12 protein-coding genes are annotated in these 17,653 nt (G+C 68.9%); 7 read left to right on the forward strand and 5 right to left on the reverse strand.

Features of this window, described 5'->3' with window-relative positions; all coding sequences use genetic code 11:
* The first annotated feature begins 19 nt into the window (after positions 1 to 19).
* Complete coding sequence (locus tag RV986_RS21410) at positions 20 to 892, forward strand: hypothetical protein (protein WP_475918945.1); 873 nt, start codon at positions 20 to 22, stop codon at positions 890 to 892.
* Positions 893 to 1,326: 434 nt separating this feature from the next.
* On the opposite strand, the gene tuf is transcribed toward RV986_RS21410, so the two are convergent.
* The 4 genes from tuf to rpsL form a co-directional block, all read right to left on the reverse strand.
* On the reverse strand, positions 1,327 to 2,547 hold the full coding sequence (tuf, locus tag RV986_RS21415; protein ID WP_475918946.1) for an elongation factor Tu: 1,221 nt from the start codon (positions 2,545 to 2,547) through the stop codon (positions 1,327 to 1,329).
* Between the two features lie 167 nt (positions 2,548 to 2,714).
* The gene (fusA, locus tag RV986_RS21420; protein ID WP_475918947.1) at positions 2,715 to 4,844 is read right to left on the reverse strand and encodes an elongation factor G; all 2,130 of its coding nucleotides are present in this window, start codon (positions 4,842 to 4,844) and stop codon (positions 2,715 to 2,717) included.
* Positions 4,845 to 4,883: 39 nt separating this feature from the next.
* Positions 4,884 to 5,354 (reverse strand): 30S ribosomal protein S7, encoded by a 471-nt coding sequence (gene rpsG / locus RV986_RS21425; protein WP_181650348.1) that lies wholly within the window; start codon positions 5,352 to 5,354, stop codon positions 4,884 to 4,886.
* Positions 5,355 to 5,356: 2 nt separating this feature from the next.
* Entirely contained in the window at positions 5,357 to 5,728 is a 372-nt protein-coding gene (rpsL, locus tag RV986_RS21430; protein WP_003948652.1) for a 30S ribosomal protein S12, read from the reverse strand.
* A 550-nt stretch (positions 5,729 to 6,278) separates the two neighbouring features.
* Between rpsL and RV986_RS21435 the strand changes: the two genes are divergently transcribed.
* The 6 genes from RV986_RS21435 (at position 6,279) to RV986_RS21460 (ending at position 13,653) form a co-directional block, all read left to right on the forward strand.
* Positions 6,279 to 6,998: a Crp/Fnr family transcriptional regulator gene (locus tag RV986_RS21435; RefSeq protein ID WP_475918948.1), complete on the forward strand. Its 720-nt coding sequence runs from the start codon at positions 6,279 to 6,281 to the stop codon at positions 6,996 to 6,998.
* Positions 6,999 to 7,449: 451 nt separating this feature from the next.
* Positions 7,450 to 8,337 carry a hypothetical protein gene (locus RV986_RS21440; protein ID WP_475918949.1) on the forward strand — a complete coding sequence of 296 codons (888 nt, stop codon included), beginning with the start codon at positions 7,450 to 7,452 and terminating at the stop codon, positions 8,335 to 8,337.
* Positions 8,334 to 10,517 carry a hypothetical protein gene (locus RV986_RS21445; protein WP_475918950.1) on the forward strand — a complete coding sequence of 728 codons (2,184 nt, stop codon included), beginning with the start codon at positions 8,334 to 8,336 and terminating at the stop codon, positions 10,515 to 10,517. Before RV986_RS21440 ends, RV986_RS21445 begins: the two co-directional genes overlap by 4 nt.
* 88 nt (positions 10,518 to 10,605) lie before the next feature.
* Positions 10,606 to 11,781 (forward strand): PE-PGRS family protein, encoded by a 1,176-nt coding sequence (locus RV986_RS21450; protein ID WP_475918951.1) that lies wholly within the window; start codon positions 10,606 to 10,608, stop codon positions 11,779 to 11,781.
* Positions 11,778 to 12,305: a Pycsar system effector family protein gene (locus RV986_RS21455; protein ID WP_475918952.1), complete on the forward strand. Its 528-nt coding sequence runs from the start codon at positions 11,778 to 11,780 to the stop codon at positions 12,303 to 12,305. The genes RV986_RS21450 and RV986_RS21455 overlap by 4 nt, the downstream gene beginning before the upstream one ends.
* 25 nt (positions 12,306 to 12,330) lie before the next feature.
* Positions 12,331 to 13,653 carry a M48 family metalloprotease gene (locus RV986_RS21460; protein ID WP_475918953.1) on the forward strand — a complete coding sequence of 441 codons (1,323 nt, stop codon included), beginning with the start codon at positions 12,331 to 12,333 and terminating at the stop codon, positions 13,651 to 13,653.
* 88 nt (positions 13,654 to 13,741) lie between these two features.
* Here RV986_RS21460 and RV986_RS21465 read toward each other — a convergent pair whose 3' ends face one another.
* Entirely contained in the window at positions 13,742 to 17,641 is a 3,900-nt protein-coding gene (locus tag RV986_RS21465; RefSeq protein ID WP_475918954.1) for a DNA-directed RNA polymerase subunit beta', read from the reverse strand.
* Positions 17,642 to 17,653: the final 12 nt, after the last annotated feature.

A 17,653-nucleotide genomic window follows, 5' to 3' on the forward strand; every position in this document is an offset into this window, starting at 1 on the left:
GCTCTTGGAGGACGAGGGGATGGCTGATATCGCCGCGCGTCTACTCGACGAGATGGGCACCGAGGACAGGGACGGCGAGGAGATCGAAGCGGAGCACCGGGCTAGCCGACTGGCTGCGGCGCGCGAGTACGCACCGGACGCCCGTCTCGACGAAGAGCTCCAGCTCCGCCTGACCGGTCCGGACACAGACGGCGGCGCTCTCCGCTTCCAGTGGGGCAACGCACTCCTCGAACCTGTCGAGCACGCGGTCTCCGTCGCCGCACGCACCCCCGTCCAACTGGAGCTCACCGGAATCTCGGCAGGCAGCACCGTCGTGCACGCCCGGCCCGTCGCCCCCGCTGTCTCCCGGGAGCCGAACACCCTGGACGCTCCCGCCACATCCGCCGCGAGCACGGGCATGAGCACGCTGACGGAGCTGCTGGCCGCGTTGGAGTCGGAGAGCGATATCCGCGAGTGGGCACGGCTCTTCGACGCGGTCGAGTCACTGTCCCGTGCGCTGAGCAAATACGACCTGGATCTGGGCGTGACCTGGTACGGCGCCGACGGCGGTATGCGCCGTGCCCGGCTGACCGAACGAGGCAGGCGCTACGTGGAACGGCTCAGCGAGACCAGGGACCGTGATCAGCCGATCACCATCTCCGGCCGCATCACAGAACTGCGCGAAAGCGGCTGGGTGAAGGTCAAGACGGGCACGGCCAAGAACGCGCCGGCCTACGACGTCCGCTTCGAGGAGCCCGAGGAGCTGCTACGCATGCGCCCCGGCCTCGGGGACAACGTCCATTTCCGGGTCCGCTTCCGGCAGCGGCTGGATTCCGTAGGCATCGCGAGGTCCAGCGAGTACACGTACCTGGGACCGGCAGCGGAACAGACATCACTTCCACTGGAACCCTAGGCGCGCCCACCGACCGGCCATGGGACGTGAACGGCACTCCGCTCATTCCTGCCGCATCACGAACGCCCTGACGCCCCATATCCGTACCCCGTCCCGCGCGGCTCCAGATCCCCCGTCGCCGCCACCTCGAAGGCGCCGACCCGACATCCCGCCCCGGACAAACGCCCGCCACAGTTCCGCGCACCCGCGTTACCCCCGGATGTACGGCATCCGCCGAGGACGACCTCCCACGCCCTCGCGTCACCGGGGGTTCTACGGCCGATATGTCCAGGCACGCCCACATGGTGAAGGGAGGGTCGGCCGGGGTGAACGGGTCGTGAGCGCCGAATGGTTTCGAACGCCCCGGAACGGCGAAAGGGCCCGTACGACCGAAGTCGTACGGGCCCCTTCAAGGAGCTCGCGAGGAGCTACCAGGCTGTCAAGCCAACAAGGACTTACTTGTTGATCTTGATGACCTGGCCGGCGCCCACGGTCCGGCCACCCTCACGGATGGCGAACTTCAGGCCCTCCTCCATGGCGACGGGCTGGATGAGGTCGACGGTCATCTCGGTGTTGTCACCCGGCATGACCATCTCCGTGCCCTCGGGGAGGGTCACAACACCGGTCACGTCAGTCGTACGGAAGTAGAACTGCGGACGGTAGTTGTTGAAGAACGGCGTGTGGCGGCCACCCTCGTCCTTGGACAGGATGTAGGCCTGGGCCTCGAACGACGTGTGCGGCGTGACCGAGCCGGGCTTGATGATGACCTGGCCGCGCTCGACGTCCTCGCGCTTGATGCCACGAAGCAGCAGACCGACGTTCTCACCGGCCTGGCCCTCGTCGAGCAGCTTGCGGAACATCTCGATGCCGGTGACCGTGGTGGTGGTCTTGTCCTGCTTGATGCCCACGATGTCGACGGTCTCGTTGACCTTGAGGACACCACGCTCGATACGACCGGTGACGACGGTGCCACGACCGGTGATCGTGAAGACGTCCTCGATCGGCATCAGGAACGGCTTGTCGACGTCACGCTCGGGCTGCGGGATGTTCTCGTCGACGGCCTTCATCAGGTCGAGGACGGTCTGGCCCCACTCCTTGTCGCCCTCAAGGGCCTTGAGCGCCGAGACCTTGACGACCGGCAGGTCGTCACCCGGGAACTCGTACTCGGAGAGCAGCTCACGAACCTCGAGCTCGACGAGCTCCAGGATCTCCTCGTCGTCGACGAGCTCCAGGATCTCCTCGTCGTCCACCATGTCGGCCTTGTTCAGGGCGACAACGATGTAGGGAACGCCGACCTGGCGGGCCAGGAGCACGTGCTCCTTGGTCTGCGGCATCGGGCCGTCGGTGGCCGCGACCACGAGGATGGCGCCGTCCATCTGCGCCGCACCCGTGATCATGTTCTTGATGTAGTCCGCGTGACCGGGGCAGTCGACGTGGGCGTAGTGACGCGTCTCGGTCTGGTACTCGACGTGCGCGATGGAGATGGTGATACCGCGCTGGCGCTCTTCAGGAGCCTTGTCGATCTGGTCGAAGGCCGAGGCCTCGTTCAGGTTCGGGAACGCGTCGTGCAGCACCTTGGTAATGGCGGCCGTGAGGGTCGTCTTACCGTGGTCGATGTGACCGATGGTGCCGATGTTGACGTGCGGCTTAGTCCGCTCGAACTTCGCCTTCGCCACTGGGTCCTCCTGTGGAGTGGTTCTGGTACGCCTTACTCATCGGCGCCAGGGTGATCTTTGCTGGGATGCCGCCCGCCGGGGTTCTCACCCGGGGACGATTTCTCGTCCCTTGCCGGATTGGAGCCCCGGCGGTCGGTGTCAAGCCTAAAGCGTGTAAACGGGGTGCGTTACTCGCCCTTGGCCTTCGCGATGATCTCCTCGGCGACGTTCCTGGGAACCTCGGCGTAGGAGTCGAACTGCATCGAGTAGCTTGCGCGACCCGAGGTCTTGCTGCGGAGGTCGCCGACGTAGCCGAACATCTCCGAAAGGGGCACGAGGCCCTTCACGACGCGGGCACCGGCACGCTCCTCCATGGCCTGGATCTGACCACGGCGGGAGTTGATGTCGCCGATGACCTCACCCATGTAGTCCTCGGGCGTGGTGACCTCGACGGCCATCATCGGCTCCAGGAGCACGGGGGACGCCTTGCGCGCGGCCTCCTTGAAGGCCTGCGAACCGGCGATCTTGAACGCGAGCTCGGAGGAGTCGACCTCGTGGTAGCCACCGTCGAGAAGAGTGACGCGGACGCCCGTCATCTCGTAGCCGGCCAGGATGCCGAACTGCATGGCCTCCTGCGCACCGGCGTCCACCGACGGGATGTACTCCCGCGGGATACGGCCACCGGTGACCTTGTTCACGAACTCGTACGCCGGACCGTCGGCCTCGGTGATGGGCTCGATCGCGATCTGCACCTTGGCGAACTGACCGGTACCACCGGTCTGCTTCTTGTGCGTGTAGTCGTGACGCTCGACACCCTTGCGGATCGTCTCGCGGTACGCGACCTGCGGCTTGCCGACGTTGGCCTCGACCCTGAACTCGCGCTTCATACGGTCGACCAGCACCTCGAGGTGCAGCTCGCCCATACCGCCGAGGATGGTCTGGCCGGTCTCCTCGTCCGAGTGGACGTGGAAGGAGGGGTCCTCCTCCGCGAGACGCTGGATGGCGACACCCAGCTTCTCCTGGTCACCCTTGGACTTGGGCTCGATGGCGACCTGGATGACCGGCGCCGGGAAGTCCATGGACTCCAGGATGACCGGGTTCTTGTCGTCGCACAGCGTCTCACCGGTGGTGGTCTGCTTCAGGCCCATGACGGCGACGATGTCGCCGGCGCCCACCGCGTCGATCTCCTCACGCTTGTTCGCGTGCATGCGGTAGATCTTGCCGATCCGCTCCTTCTTGCCCTTGACGGAGTTCAGCACCGCGGTGCCAGTCTCCAGGCGGCCCGAGTAGACCCGGACGAAGGTGAGCTTGCCCAGGTGCGGGTCGCTCATGATCTTGAACGCGAGCGCGGACAGCGGCTCGTCCACGGACGGCTTGCGCTTGACGACGACCTCGGGGTCCTTGACGTCGTGGCCCTCGATGGCCTCGACGTCGAGCGGGGTCGGCAGGTAGCGCACGACCGCGTCGAGCAGGGGCTGGACGCCCTTGTTCTTGAACGCGGTGCCACAGAACACCGGGGTGACCGTGACGCCGTTGGACTTGCCGGACGCGATGGTGACGCGACGGATCGCGGCGTACAGCTGCTCCTCGGTGGGCTCCTGGCCCTCCAGGAACAGCTCCATGATCTCGTCGTCGTTCTCCGCGACGGCCTCGACCAGCTTGCCGCGGTACTCCTCGGCAGCCTCGGTGTGCGTGGCCGGGATGTCGACGACGTCGTACATCTCGCCCTTGGCGGCCTCGGCGGACCACACGAGCGCCTTCATGCGGACCAGGTCCACAACGCCCTTGAAGTCCATCTCGGCACCGATCGGAAGCTGCATGATCAGCGGCACCGCACCGAGGCGGTCCCTGATCATGTCGACGCAGCGGTGGAACTCCGCGCCGGTCCGGTCGAGCTTGTTGACGAAGCAGATGCGCGGCACGCCGTAACGGTCGGCCTGACGCCACACCGTCTCGGACTGCGGCTCGACACCGGCGACGCCGTCGAACACGGTGACGGCGCCGTCGAGGACGCGGAGCGAACGCTCCACCTCGACGGTGAAGTCGACGTGCCCGGGGGTGTCGATGATGTTGATCGTGTAGTCGTCGTCCTCAAGCGGCCAGTGACAGGTGGTGGCAGCAGAGGTGATCGTGATGCCACGCTCCTGCTCCTGCTCCATCCAGTCCATGGTGGCAGCGCCGTCGTGGACCTCACCGATCTTGTAGCTGACGCCGGTGTAGAAGAGGATCCGCTCTGTGGTGGTCGTCTTACCCGCGTCGATGTGAGCCATGATCCCGATGTTGCGGACCCTGGCCAGGTCAAGTGAAGTGGTAGCCATAAGGCTTCGGTCTTCTCTCGGTCTCGATGTGGGCTGCGACTACCAGCGGTAGTGCGCGAAGGCCTTGTTGGACTCGGCCATCTTGTGGGTGTCCTCGCGCTTCTTCACAGCGGCACCAAGGCCGTTGGAGGCGTCGAGAAGCTCGTTGAGCAGACGCTCGGTCATGGTCTTCTCGCGGCGGGCGCGGGAGTAACCGACGAGCCAGCGCAGCGCGAGCGTGTTGGCGCGACCGGGCTTGACCTCGATCGGGACCTGGTACGTCGCACCACCGACACGGCGGGACTTGACTTCGAGCGTGGGCTTGATGTTCTCCAGCGCGCGCTTCAGCGTGATGATCGGGTCGTTGCCCGTCTTCTCACGCAGACCCTCCATGGCGCCGTAGACGATGCGCTCGGCGGTGGAGCGCTTGCCGTTCATCAGCACCTTGTTGATGAGGGAGGTCACCAGAGGGGAACCGTAGACCGGGTCGATGATGACCGGGCGCTTCGGGGCGGGGCCCTTACGAGGCATTTCTACTTCTCCTTCTTGGCGCCGTAGCGGCTGCGGGCCTGCTTGCGGTTCTTGACACCCTGGGTGTCGAGGGAACCACGGATGATCTTGTAGCGAACACCCGGCAGGTCCTTCACACGGCCGCCGCGCACGAGCACGATGGAGTGCTCCTGCAGGTTGTGTCCCTCACCCGGAATGTAGGCAGTGACCTCGATCCCGCTGGTCAGACGCACACGCGCGACCTTACGCAGGGCCGAGTTCGGCTTCTTCGGGGTGGTCGTGAACACACGCGTGCAGACGCCGCGACGCTGGGGCGAACCCTCAAGTGCGGGCGTCTTGTTCTTCTCGACCTTGTCCTGCCGGCCCTTCCGGACCAGCTGCTGGATCGTAGGCACTACTTCTCCGGTTTCTGTGTGCCGAATGGTGAAGCTAACCTGGAACGCCACCGACCCACGCGGTCGGGTGTGTCGAATGCTGCAGACTCCCGCCGCGAGGCGAAAAGGGCGCAGATTACGGTGGCCGGTTACGGCTCGCCTTGCGGTTTGAAGGCACGCACGCGAGCCAGGGCACACCCCAGGCACAAGGTCTGAGCGTACCTACCTCACGGACTTCGGTCAAAACAAATGCAATCCAGGCCGACACGCCGGACTTCTTACGGCCTCACCAGCGCCCGTACGCGGCGCACTTACGGCCCCGTCGCGGTCCCCCGGCCGTCGCCAGGCGATCACCAGGCGGTCGTCAGGCAGCGCGCCTCACGACCCCCTCACGACCACGTCATGGTCCCTTCGCGGTCCCTTCGCGGTCCCTTCGCGGTCTCCTCGTGATCCCGTCCCGGTCCCGTCGTCACCAAAAGTATGCGTTCCCGGACGGTACTGCGCATTCCCTGTTCACGGTCACGACGCCTTCAGTACCTTGACCGGTCGGCCGCAGCGATCGGGGGAGCACATGACGGCACTACACGCATCGGGTCCGTCGGGCTTACCGGGGGACGGGGGCCTCGACGACCGGGTGCCGTTCCTGGCCCGGCTGGAGACCGAGGACCGCTCGGCACTGCTCGGCCTCGGCCATGAGCTCGCCTTCGCGCCCCGGATGGTGCTTCTGCACCAGAGCGAGCCCTCCTCGCACGTCATGTTCGTCACGCACGGCTGGACGAAGGTGACCGCGGCCGCCACCAACGGCTACGAGGCGCTGCTCGCGCTGCGCGGCCCCGGCGACGTCATCGGCGAGTCCGCGGCGCTCACCGGGCGGCCCCGCTCGGCCACCGTGACCGCCCTGGAGCCGGTCCGTACGGTCGCCGTGGAACGCGGCCGCTTCACCGAGTTCCTCGCCCGCTCCCCCGCCGTCTCCTTCGCCCTGCTCGGCCTCACCTCGGACCGCACCCGGGCCGCCGACCGGCGCCGCCTGGAATTCGCCTCCCTGAGCGTGCGGGAGCGCTTCGCGATCCTGCTCCTGGACCTCGCCCGCACCCACGGGCGGCGCACCGACCAGGGCATCGAACTCTCCGTACCCCTGAGCAAACAGGAGCTGGCGGGGTCGGTGGGGGCGTCCCGGGAAATGGTCCAACGACTACTTAAAGACCTCCGGGAGCGGGGGGTGGTGATGACGGGCCGCCGAGCGCTGGTGATCGTGCAGCCGGATGTGCTGCGGCGAATTGTGCGGGGGTGAGGTGGGATTCACTGCGGGCCGGGATCGCTGCGGGCGACTGGGGGCTGGTCGCGCAGTTCCCCGCGCCCCTGGGGTCGGGGCTGCGCCCCGGATCCCTCGACCGCGCCGGGTTGTTCGGCTGCCGGCCGGTGGGGGCTTGTCGCGCAGTTCCCCGCGCCGCTAAACGCCTTGGGCGCCGGGCCGCATCACTCAGCCCGTCCGGCGTTTGAGGACGAGGCCGTTCAGGCCGATGCGGGGGTCCGGGGGCGGAGCCCCCAGGGATGGGACGGGTAGGGGCGGCGGGGGCGAGGACAAGGGGCCGGCCACCTTCTGTGCACGCCGTCACACTCCGACTGCGTCATCCGCCCTCACAACAACAGAGCCCCGCCCGCCACGCTTCTGCCACTACCGCACCACCCACCCACCTCGCACACACCCCACCCGCCCCCCGCACCACCCGCGAAAGGCGACTATGACCGACCCCGTGAGCCGGACGATCCTCCTGCTCGACATCGAGAAGTACAGCCACCGGGACGACATCGAACAGGCGTACCTACGACGCATGCTCTACGACATCGCCGACCGCACCCTGGAAACCGCCGGCATCGACGAACGCCGCCGCCTACGCGCCGACCGCGGCGACTCCGTGATGGAACTGATCGACGCCAACGCCTCCGTCACGGCGCTCCTGCGGGCCCTGCTCACCGAGGTCCCGGCCCAGCTCCGGGCGGTCAACCGCATGGCGTCCAGCTCGGCCCAGATCCGGCTGCGGGGCGTCGTCGCCACGGGATACGTCGCCGTGGACGCGCACAACGGCTGGGTCGGCTCCGACCTCAACCACGCCTGTCGGCTCCTCGACGCCCAGCTGCTGCGCGCGGCCCTGCGGGAGCGGGCGAACGACTTCGCCCTGTGCGTCTCGGAGAGCGTGCACACGGGCATCGTGCGGCACGACCACCCCGGCATCCCGGCGCAGGACTTCCACGCGGTGACCGTGGACAGCAAGAACGGCTCACTGCGGGCCTGGCTGCACGGCTCGGTGCCGACCACGGACGACGGCCACAACCACAACCACAACCACGACCACGACCACGACGACGGCCACGACCACGACGACGGCCACGACGACCACAGCGAGAAGGGGGAAACCTCGGTGCCGGGGGCCGGCTCGGGGGAGCGCCCGGCACCGAGGCCCGACCAGCCCCCCGAGGCCGCCGCCCCTCCCACGAGCGCCGTCTTCCACTTCAACGGCGGTGCCCCCAGCTTCGGCGGAAGCCTCGTCGCCGGGGACCAGCACGGCGTCTCCGGCGGCCAGGTCACCGGAGACGTCCACCTCGGCGGGGCCGGGGGCGAGTCGGCGTGACGATGCCTCCTCCCCCGGCGCCCGCCCCCGACGACGTACCCCCGAAGGACCCGTACCCGGCCCCCGAACCCCACACCGAGCCCGGCGAGGAGGAACAGGAGCGGACACAGGAGGCGCGCGCGGCGCAGCGCGAGCTCTTCGCGCACACCCCGGGCTTCATCCTCGGCTCGGCCGCGTCCTTCGGCGGCAGCCTGGTCGGCGGCGCCCAGCACGGGGTGTCGGGCGGCGAGGTCGCCGGTGACGTGTTCATGGGCGGCAAGACGGAAATCCACCACCACGGGTCGGCGGCTTCGGCAACGTACGCCTCCGGAGAGATCCCGCGCGCCCGGCTCGACGCCCTGGCGGCCGTCTTCGTCGAAGGCCCCGCCTTCGCCTCCGCCCTGGCCCGCCTCCGCGAGGAACGCGTCCTCGTCCTCGCCGGCGCCCACGCCACCGGCCGCTACGCCGCCGCGCGGATGCTCCTGCACCGCCTGGGTGTGCCCGCCGTGCACGCCCTCTCCCCGGAGACCGGCCCGGCGACCCTGAGCGCCGCGCTCACCTCGCCCGGCGGGCATGTCCTGCGCGACCTGCCGCTGAGCCGCAACCGGCCGCTGCGGGACACCCACCTCTACGCGGCCCGCGACCAGCTCGGAAAGGTCGACGGGTATCTGGTGGTGACCGTCGAGAACTCGCCCTTCCTGCTGGGCGCCACCGCCTCCGTCTGGCAGCCGCCGGACGCGGTGGACGTCGTACGCGCGTACGTGACCGCGCAGCGCAAAAGGACCGGGCAGCGCGGGCACGCCGTCGACGGCGTCAACGGCGTCGACGGCGTCAACGACCTCCTCGCCCTCGCTCCCGTACGGGACTTCCTCGCCCGCGGGCACCATCAGCCGGCGGAGGCCGCCGAGTTCGCGAAGGAGCTGGCCGGTTACGACGGCGGCGCGGAGGCGACGGCCCGGCTCGCGGAGTTCGGGCAGGCCGCGGTGGAGCAGCAGTGCCGGGAGTGGCTGAGCGACCCCGAGTCCACGCTGCGGGACAAGGCCTTCCTCGTCTCGCTCGCCGTCTTCGACCGGGCGCCGTACGTCCTCGCCGCTGAGCTCGCGGACAAGCTGTTCGTGCACTTCCAGCGCCTGCAGCACCCCGAACGCCCCCCGGAGATCCCGGTGTTCGGACTCTCCGCCGAGACCCGGCTGGCGCGTGCCCGGGCCGAGGGGGAGGTCCGGGACGAGGCGACCGAATGGGGCTGGGTGCCGCAGTTCACCGCGTTCTTCCGGAAGGAAAACACTCCGCGCGCCCTGCTCACCGAGGTGTGGACGGGCCATCCCTCGGCCCGGCCCGCGCTGATCGCCTGGCTGAAGGAGCTGGCCCGCGACGGGCGCCCGGTCGTACGGACCCGGGCCGCCGCGGCCACCGCGATGCTCGCGCTCGCCGATCTGCCCTCGGCGGTCGCCCTGCTGATCGACGGCTGGGCGGTGTCGAAGTCGTTCGGCCCCCGGGTCACCGCCGCGAACACGCTCACGCTCGCCCAGCTCCTCGACGTGCCCGTCGTACTGCGTCTGCTCACCCAGTGGTGCACGGACTCCCACTCGGCCCGCCGCTGGACCGCGATCCGGGCCTTCGGGCTGCTCACGCCCTTACGCCCGGACCTGGTGGCCCCAGCCCTGAGCGCCCTCGCGACCCGGGCCCGCGCCGACAACAGCAGCCCGGCCGAGGCGGCCAACCTGATCGAGTCCACCGCCCTGCTGCTCTCCGTGGGCATCCGGCGCGGCGAAATGCTCTCCGAGCTGGTCCGGCTGCTCCACCACGACACCGCCGCGGTCCGCGCACTGGCTCTGGGCGCCTTCGTACGGGCCTGCGACAACGCCGAGGAGGGCGCGCTCGTCGAGTGGTACGCCGACACGGGCATGTACGAGGCGGACTCGGCGCGCGACCTCGCCACCCTCTGGCGTACCGCCCTCGGCGACCGCGCCCACACCAGGGGCGCCCTGAACGCCCTGCACACCTGGGTGTACGTGGCCGAGCGCCGCGCGGACGCGGCCCAGGCCCTGGAGCTGCTGCTGCCCGCGCTGGTCGTCACGGCGGACGACCACAAACGCCTCAGCCACGCACTGCGCACCCTGCGCGGCCAGGACGGCGGCCCGCGCCCACCACTCGCCGACCGCCTGCTCGGCACGCTGCATCCCACAGTCCCGACGCCCTGACGCCCTGACGCCCCGGCTCCCCGGCGTCTCGACGCCCTCACGCCCGCACACCCGCACGCCTTCACACAGAGTCACAAGGAGTTGACCCATGGTGGAATTCCGCCGCCCGCCGGAGTGGCAGCAACAGGCCGACCGGCACAGCACGCTGATCGACCCGGTGCTCACCGTGCGACCGATCTCCCGGTTCGACTACACGACCCGGCGGCCGGTCTCCGCGATCGACCACGCCCTGGTGTTCGCCACCGCGGGCGGCGCGTACGACAAGTACATGCCACCGCACCGGCCCAGCCGCACGGACGCCGCGACCCGCCGGTACACCTCGGTCTACGAGGTCGACACGGGCAGCCACCCGATGCAGGTGGAGCTGGAGCTGCCCAGTGACGACGACGCGTTCTCGTTCGGCGCCACCGCCGATCTGACCTGGCGGGTGTCGGACCCGATCGCGTACGTGGTCGGCGGCGAACGCGATGTGCCCACCCGGCTCACCCGCGAGCTCCACCAGCTCGCGCGGCCGGTCACCCGACGGTTCTCCATCGAGGACAGCCGGGACGCGGAGGCCGAGGTCCAGGACGCGGTCGAGAAGGGCGTCTTCGCCATGGGCATCGGGCTCGCGGTCACCTGCGTGGTGCGGCTGCGCCTGGACGACGACGCGATCGCCCACCGCAGGCGGCAGCGAGCGCTGCGCTACGAGACCGACATGCTCGACCCCGAACACGCCTACCGGCTGCGCCAGGCCGAGCAGCTGCACGACCTGGAGGTGCTGCGCCAGACACAGTCCCAGCAGCTGATGGCCCAGAAGATCGCCTTCTACCAGCACCACCTGCAGCACGGGGGCGTCGCCCAGTGGGCCTTCCACCTCGCCGCGCACCCCGAGGACACCCGGATGGTCATCGGAGCCCTCCAGAAGGACCAGCTCTCCGTCATCGAGAGCCAGCTGGAACTGATCGCCGGCGACACCCTGGAGGACTACCAGAAGGCCGAGTCGGCCCGTTCCACCCTGCGCGTCGTCAAGGAACTGAACAGCCGCCAGGCAGCCCCGCCACAGCCACAGCCCGGGCAACCACAGCCCGGGCAGCCGGCACCGCCCCCCGGGGGCGTACCACCGCAGCAGCCGTACGACCCCACGCAGCCCGCACAGCCGTACGGAGCCGCCCAGCCCGCACAGCCGTACGGAGCCACCCAGCCGTACATCCCGCCCGCGCCCGGAGCCGTGCCGCCGCAGCCTGCCCCGCCTCCGGAGTTCCCCGGAGCAGGACCGGAATGACCACGCCCAGCACAAGTACAAGCACAAACACCGGCCCCGGCACCAGGTCCGCCGAACGACTGCTGGACGAGCTGCGCGCCGAGATCGCCCGGGCCGACGCCAAGGCGTCCGTGCTGGTGGCGGCGCTCGGGATGACCGCGGGGGTGTTCAGCGGGCTGCTGGCCGGACGGAACTGGTCACCGAGCGCCCTCTCCGCCCCCGGAACGGCCGTCTGGTGGGCGGGAGCCCTCGCTCTCTCCCTCGCCCTGTTCGCGCTGCTGCTCGCGGTGCTCCCCCGGTACCGCGGCAGCTCATGGGTCCCGGGGCTACCCCTCTGTTATTTCGGAGACATTCAACAGGCCGTACGTGAAGGCCAGTTGGCCGCCGCTCTCGCCGACACCGACCGCGACCCCATCGCCGGACTCACCACGGCGCTCACCGAGACCAGCCGTATCGCCGCCCGCAAGCACCAGTGGATCCGCACCGGCCTCATCGCCTTCTGCGCGGGCGCGGTACTGCTTCCCGCCGGGCTGCTCATCGGCTGACGTCCCCACCCTGAAGGAGCTCACCATGTCCTACCCACCGGACCCGGCCGCACCGGAACCCGACCCCGCGTACCCGCAGCCCTCGTACCCGCAGCCCACGTACCCCGGCCCCGCATACCCGCAGCCCCAGTACCCCGCCACGCCCGCTCCCCCTCCTCCGCCCTACCCCGGGGCCGCCGCTCCCCCACCCCCGTATCCGGGAGCCCCCGCACCCCCGTCGTATCCGGGCAGCACACCCCAGTACCCAGGGGCCGGAGCCGGCCCCTCGTACGCCGCGGCTCCGCCGGCCCACCCGGGAACGCCCCCCACCCACCCGGAAGCCGTGCCGCCCCACATCCCGCCGCAGGCACCCCCCGTACCGCCGCGGGCCGCGCCCGCCCCCACGGCCGCCCCGGACGACCTCGACTACCGCCACCGCGGCTCCCGTGTCCATGTGGCCGAGCACCAGCGGGGCGCCGACGCCACCGCGATCGGACAACTGGCGGTGCAGGTGCCGGGCTTCCTGGTGAGCCTCGCCGTGGTCGCCTCGTTCTCCGTGGCGATGCTCGGCACGACCGTCGGCTGGCTGGCCCTGCTGGCCTGGCTGGCCTCCGGGGCGCTCGTCTTCCACCGGCCCACCGAGCTGACCTTCGCCCGCCGTGTGATGAAGCTCAGGGCGCCGCTCGCCGAGGAACGGGCCCGCCTGGAACCGATCTGGCGCGAGGTCACCGCCCGCGCGGGCATCGAGGCACACACGTACGAGCTGATGGTGGAGAACAGCACGGACCTGAACGCCGTTGCGGCCGCCGGCCATGTCGTCGGCGTCACCACCTACGCGCTCAACGAGATCCCCAGCAGCAACCTCGCCGCCGTGCTCGCCCACGAACTCGGCCACCACACCGGCGGCCACGCCTGGACGGGTCTGCTCGGCTACTGGTACTCGCTGCCCGGCCGGATCGCCTGGGCCTTCATGCGGGGCATCGCCAGGATCGCCATCCGCGTCGCGAGCGTCTTCTCCCTGGCCGCGACCGGGATGGTCTACCTCTTCATCGGGATGTTCGTGATCGGCGGGTTCCTCGCCGCCTGGTACATCACCGTTCCGCTCGTCGCCGCCCCGTATCTGCTCGCCTACATGGGCCGCCAGGGCGAGCTGCGCGCCGACCGGCAGGCCGCGGACCTCGGCTTCGCGCCCGAGCTGTCCCAGGTCCTGCACCACTTCCAGGCCCAGGAGGACGCCGTCAAGGCGCAGGCCACGGCCCAGGGCAAGAAGCTCAAGGAACCGGGCGGCCTGGCCAGGCTGCTGACCACCCACCCCGACAACTACACCCGGCTGCGCGCCCTGGAGCCCTACCTCCAGCTCAGCCGCTGACCACGGACGACCGGCACCGGACAACGCCGAAGGGCGGCCACCCCGTACGAAACGGAGTGACCGCCCTTCAGTACTTCAGACGTTCGCCCTACTGGTTGTACGGACCGTAGTCGTAGTCCTCCAGCGGAACGGCCTGGCCGGAGCCCGTGCCGAACGGCGAGTAGTCGATGTCGTCGTAGCCGACGGCCGAGTACATCGCGGCCTTGGCCTCCTCGGTCGGCTCGACCCGGATGTTGCGGTAGCGGGACAGGCCCGTACCGGCCGGGATGAGCTTACCGATGATGACGTTCTCCTTGAGGCCGATCAGGGAGTCGGACTTGGCGTTGATCGCCGCGTCCGTCAGAACCCTGGTCGTCTCCTGGAAGGACGCCGCCGACAGCCACGACTCGGTCGCCAGCGAGGCCTTGGTGATACCCATCAGCTGCGGACGGCCGGAGGCCGGGTGGCCGCCTTCCTGGACCACACGACGGTTCTCGGTCTCGAACTTCGAACGCTCGACCAGCTCGCCGGGCAGCAGCTCCGCGTCGCCCGACTCGATGATCGTCACACGGCGCAGCATCTGCCGGATGATGATCTCGATGTGCTTGTCGTGGATCGACACACCCTGCGAGTTGTAGACCTTCTGGACCTCGCCGACCAGGTGGACCTGGACGGCACGCTGACCCAGGATGCGCAGCACGTCGTGCGGGTTGGTGGCACCCACGGTGAGCTTCTGGCCCACCTCGACGTGGTCGCCCTCGCCCACCAGCAGACGGGCACGCTTCGAGATCGGGAACGCCGTCTCGTCGCTGCCGTCGTCGGGGGTGACGACGAGCTTCTTGGTCTTCTCGGTCTCCTCGATCCGCACGCGGCCGGAGGCCTCGGAGATCGGGGCGACACCCTTCGGCGTACGGGCCTCGAAGAGCTCGACGACACGGGGCAGACCCTGGGTGATGTCGTCACCGGCCACACCACCGGTGTGGAAGGTACGCATCGTCAGCTGGGTACCGGGCTCACCGATGGACTGGGCGGCGATGATGCCGACCGCCTCACCGATGTCGACCAGCTTGCCGGTGGCCAGCGAACGGCCGTAGCACATGGCGCAGGTGCCGACGGCGGACTCGCAGGTCAGGACCGAGCGGGTCTTGACCTCCTCGATGCCGTGCTTGACCAGCTCGTCGATGAGGACGTCGCCGAGGTCGGTGTTGGCCGGGGCCAGCACCTTGCCGTCGACGGTGATGTCCTCGGCCAGCGCACGTGCGTACACGCTGGTCTCGACGTTCTCCGCCTTGCGCAGCACACCGTCCGCGCCGCGCTCCGCGATGTGCAGCCTGAGGCCACGGTCGGTGCCGCAGTCCTCCTCGCGGATGATGACGTCCTGGGAGACGTCGACCAGACGACGGGTGAGGTAACCCGAGTCGGCGGTACGCAGAGCCGTGTCCGCCAGACCCTTACGGGCACCGTGGGTGGAGATGAAGTACTCCAGCACGGACAGGCCTTCACGGAAGGACGCCTTGATGGGACGCGGAATCGTCTCGTTCTTGGCGTTCGACACCAGACCACGCATACCGGCGATCTGACGCATCTGCATCATGTTTCCTCGGGCACCCGAGTCGACCATCATGAAGATGGGGTTCGTCTTCGGGAAGTTCGCGTTCATCGCCTCGGCGACCTCGTTGGTCGCCTTGGTCCAGATCGCGATGAGCTCCTGAGTGCGCTCTTCCTTGGTGATCAGACCGCGCTCGTACTGCTTCTGGACCTTCTCGTCCTGCGCCTCGTAGCCCTTGACGATCTCCTTCTTCGCCTCGGGAACGACGATGTCGGAGATGGCCACGGTGACGCCGGAGCGGGTGCCCCAGTAGAAGCCGGCCGCCTTCAGGTTGTCGAGCGTCGCCGCCACGATGACCTTGGGGTAGCGCTCCGCGAGGTCGTTGACGATCTCACCGAGCTGCTTCTTGCCGACCGAGTAGTCGACGAACGGGTAGTCCTCGGGCAGCAGCTCGTTGAAGAGCGCGCGGCCCAGGGTCGTACGGAGGCGGAAGGTGTCACCCTGCTGCCACTCGGGCTCGCCCTCCTCCTGCGCCGGCGGGGTCCAGCCACGCGGCGGGATGGTGCCCACCGGGAAGCGGATGTCGACGGCCGACTGGAGCGCGAGCTCCCCGGCGTCGAACGCCATCGTCGCCTCGGCGGTCGAGCCGAAGGCACGGCCCTCGCCCTTGACGTCGCGCAGCTCGCCGTCCGTGGTCAGGAAGAACAGACCGAGGACCATGTCCTGGGTCGGCATCGTGACCGGGCGGCCGTCGGCGGGCTTGAGGATGTTGTTCGAGGACAGCATCAGGATGCGGGCCTCGGCCTGCGCCTCCGCGGAGAGCGGCAGGTGGACGGCCATCTGGTCACCGTCGAAGTCCGCGTTGAACGCGGTGCAGACGAGCGGGTGGATCTGGATGGCCTTGCCCTCGACCAGCTGCGGCTCGAAGGCCTGGATGCCGAGGCGGTGCAGCGTGGGCGCACGGTTCAGCAGAACCGGGTGCTCAGCGATGACCTCTTCCAGGACGTCGTACACGACCGTGCGGCCGCGCTCGACCATCCGCTTGGCGCTCTTGATGTTCTGCGCGTGGTTCAGGTCCACCAGGCGCTTCATCACGAACGGCTTGAAGAGCTCCAGCGCCATGGCCTTCGGCAGACCGCACTGGTGCAGCTTCAGCTGCGGACCGACGACGATCACGGAACGCGCGGAGTAGTCCACACGCTTGCCGAGCAGGTTCTGACGGAATCGACCCTGCTTGCCCTTGAGCATGTCGGACAGCGACTTCAGCGGACGGTTGCCGGGGCCCGTGACGGGGCGACCACGACGGCCGTTGTCGAAGAGCGCGTCGACGGCCTCCTGAAGCATGCGCTTCTCGTTGTTCACGATGATCTCGGGGGCACCGAGGTCCAGGAGTCGCTTCAGACGGTTGTTGCGGTTGATCACACGGCGGTACAGGTCGTTCAGGTCGGAGGTCGCGAAGCGGCCACCGTCCAGCTGCACCATCGGGCGAAGGTCCGGCGGGATGACCGGGACGCAGTCGAGGACCATGCCCTTGGGGCTGTTGGAGGTCTGCAGGAACGCGGACACGACCTTCAGCCGCTTCAGCGCACGGGTCTTCTTCTGGCCCTTGCCGGTGCGGATGATCTCGCGGAGGCGCTCGGCCTCCTCGTCCAGGTCGAAGGACTCCAGGCGCTTCTGCAGCGCCGCGGCACCCATCGAACCGTCGAAGTACGTGCCGAAGCGGTCACGCAGCTCGCGGTAGAGGAGCTCGTCGCCCTCCAGGTCCTGGACCTTGAGGTTCTTGAAGCGGGTCCACACCTCGTCGAGACGGTCGATCTCGCGCTGCGCACGGTCGCGCAGCTGCTTCATCTCACGCTCGGCACCCTCGCGCACCTTGCGGCGCACGTCGGCCTTGGCGCCCTCGGCCTCCAGCTCGGCCAGGTCGGTCTCGAGCTTCTTGGCGCGGGCTTCCAGGTCGGCGTCGCGACGGTTCTCGATCTGCTGACGCTCGACGGAGACGTGCGCCTCCAGCGAGGGCAGGTCGCGGGTGCGGCGCTCCTCGTCGACGAACGTGATCATGTACGCCGCGAAGTAGATGACCTTCTCGAGGTCCTTCGGGGCGAGGTCGAGCAGGTAGCCCAGACGCGACGGAACGCCCTTGAAGTACCAGATGTGGGTGACAGGAGCGGCCAGCTCGATGTGGCCCATCCGCTCACGACGCACCTTGGCGCGAGTGACCTCGACGCCGCAGCGCTCGCAGATGATGCCCTTGAAGCGGACACGCTTGTACTTACCGCAGTAGCACTCCCAGTCCCGGGTCGGACCGAAGATCTTCTCGCAGAAGAGTCCGTCCTTTTCGGGCTTGAGGGTGCGGTAGTTGATGGTCTCGGGCTTCTTGACCTCGCCGTGGCTCCACTGACGGATGTCGTCAGCGGTGGCCAGACCGATCCGGAGCTCATCGAAGAAGTTGACGTCGAGCACTATGCGTCAATC

This window comes from Streptomyces sp. RLA012, assembly GCF_056270325.1.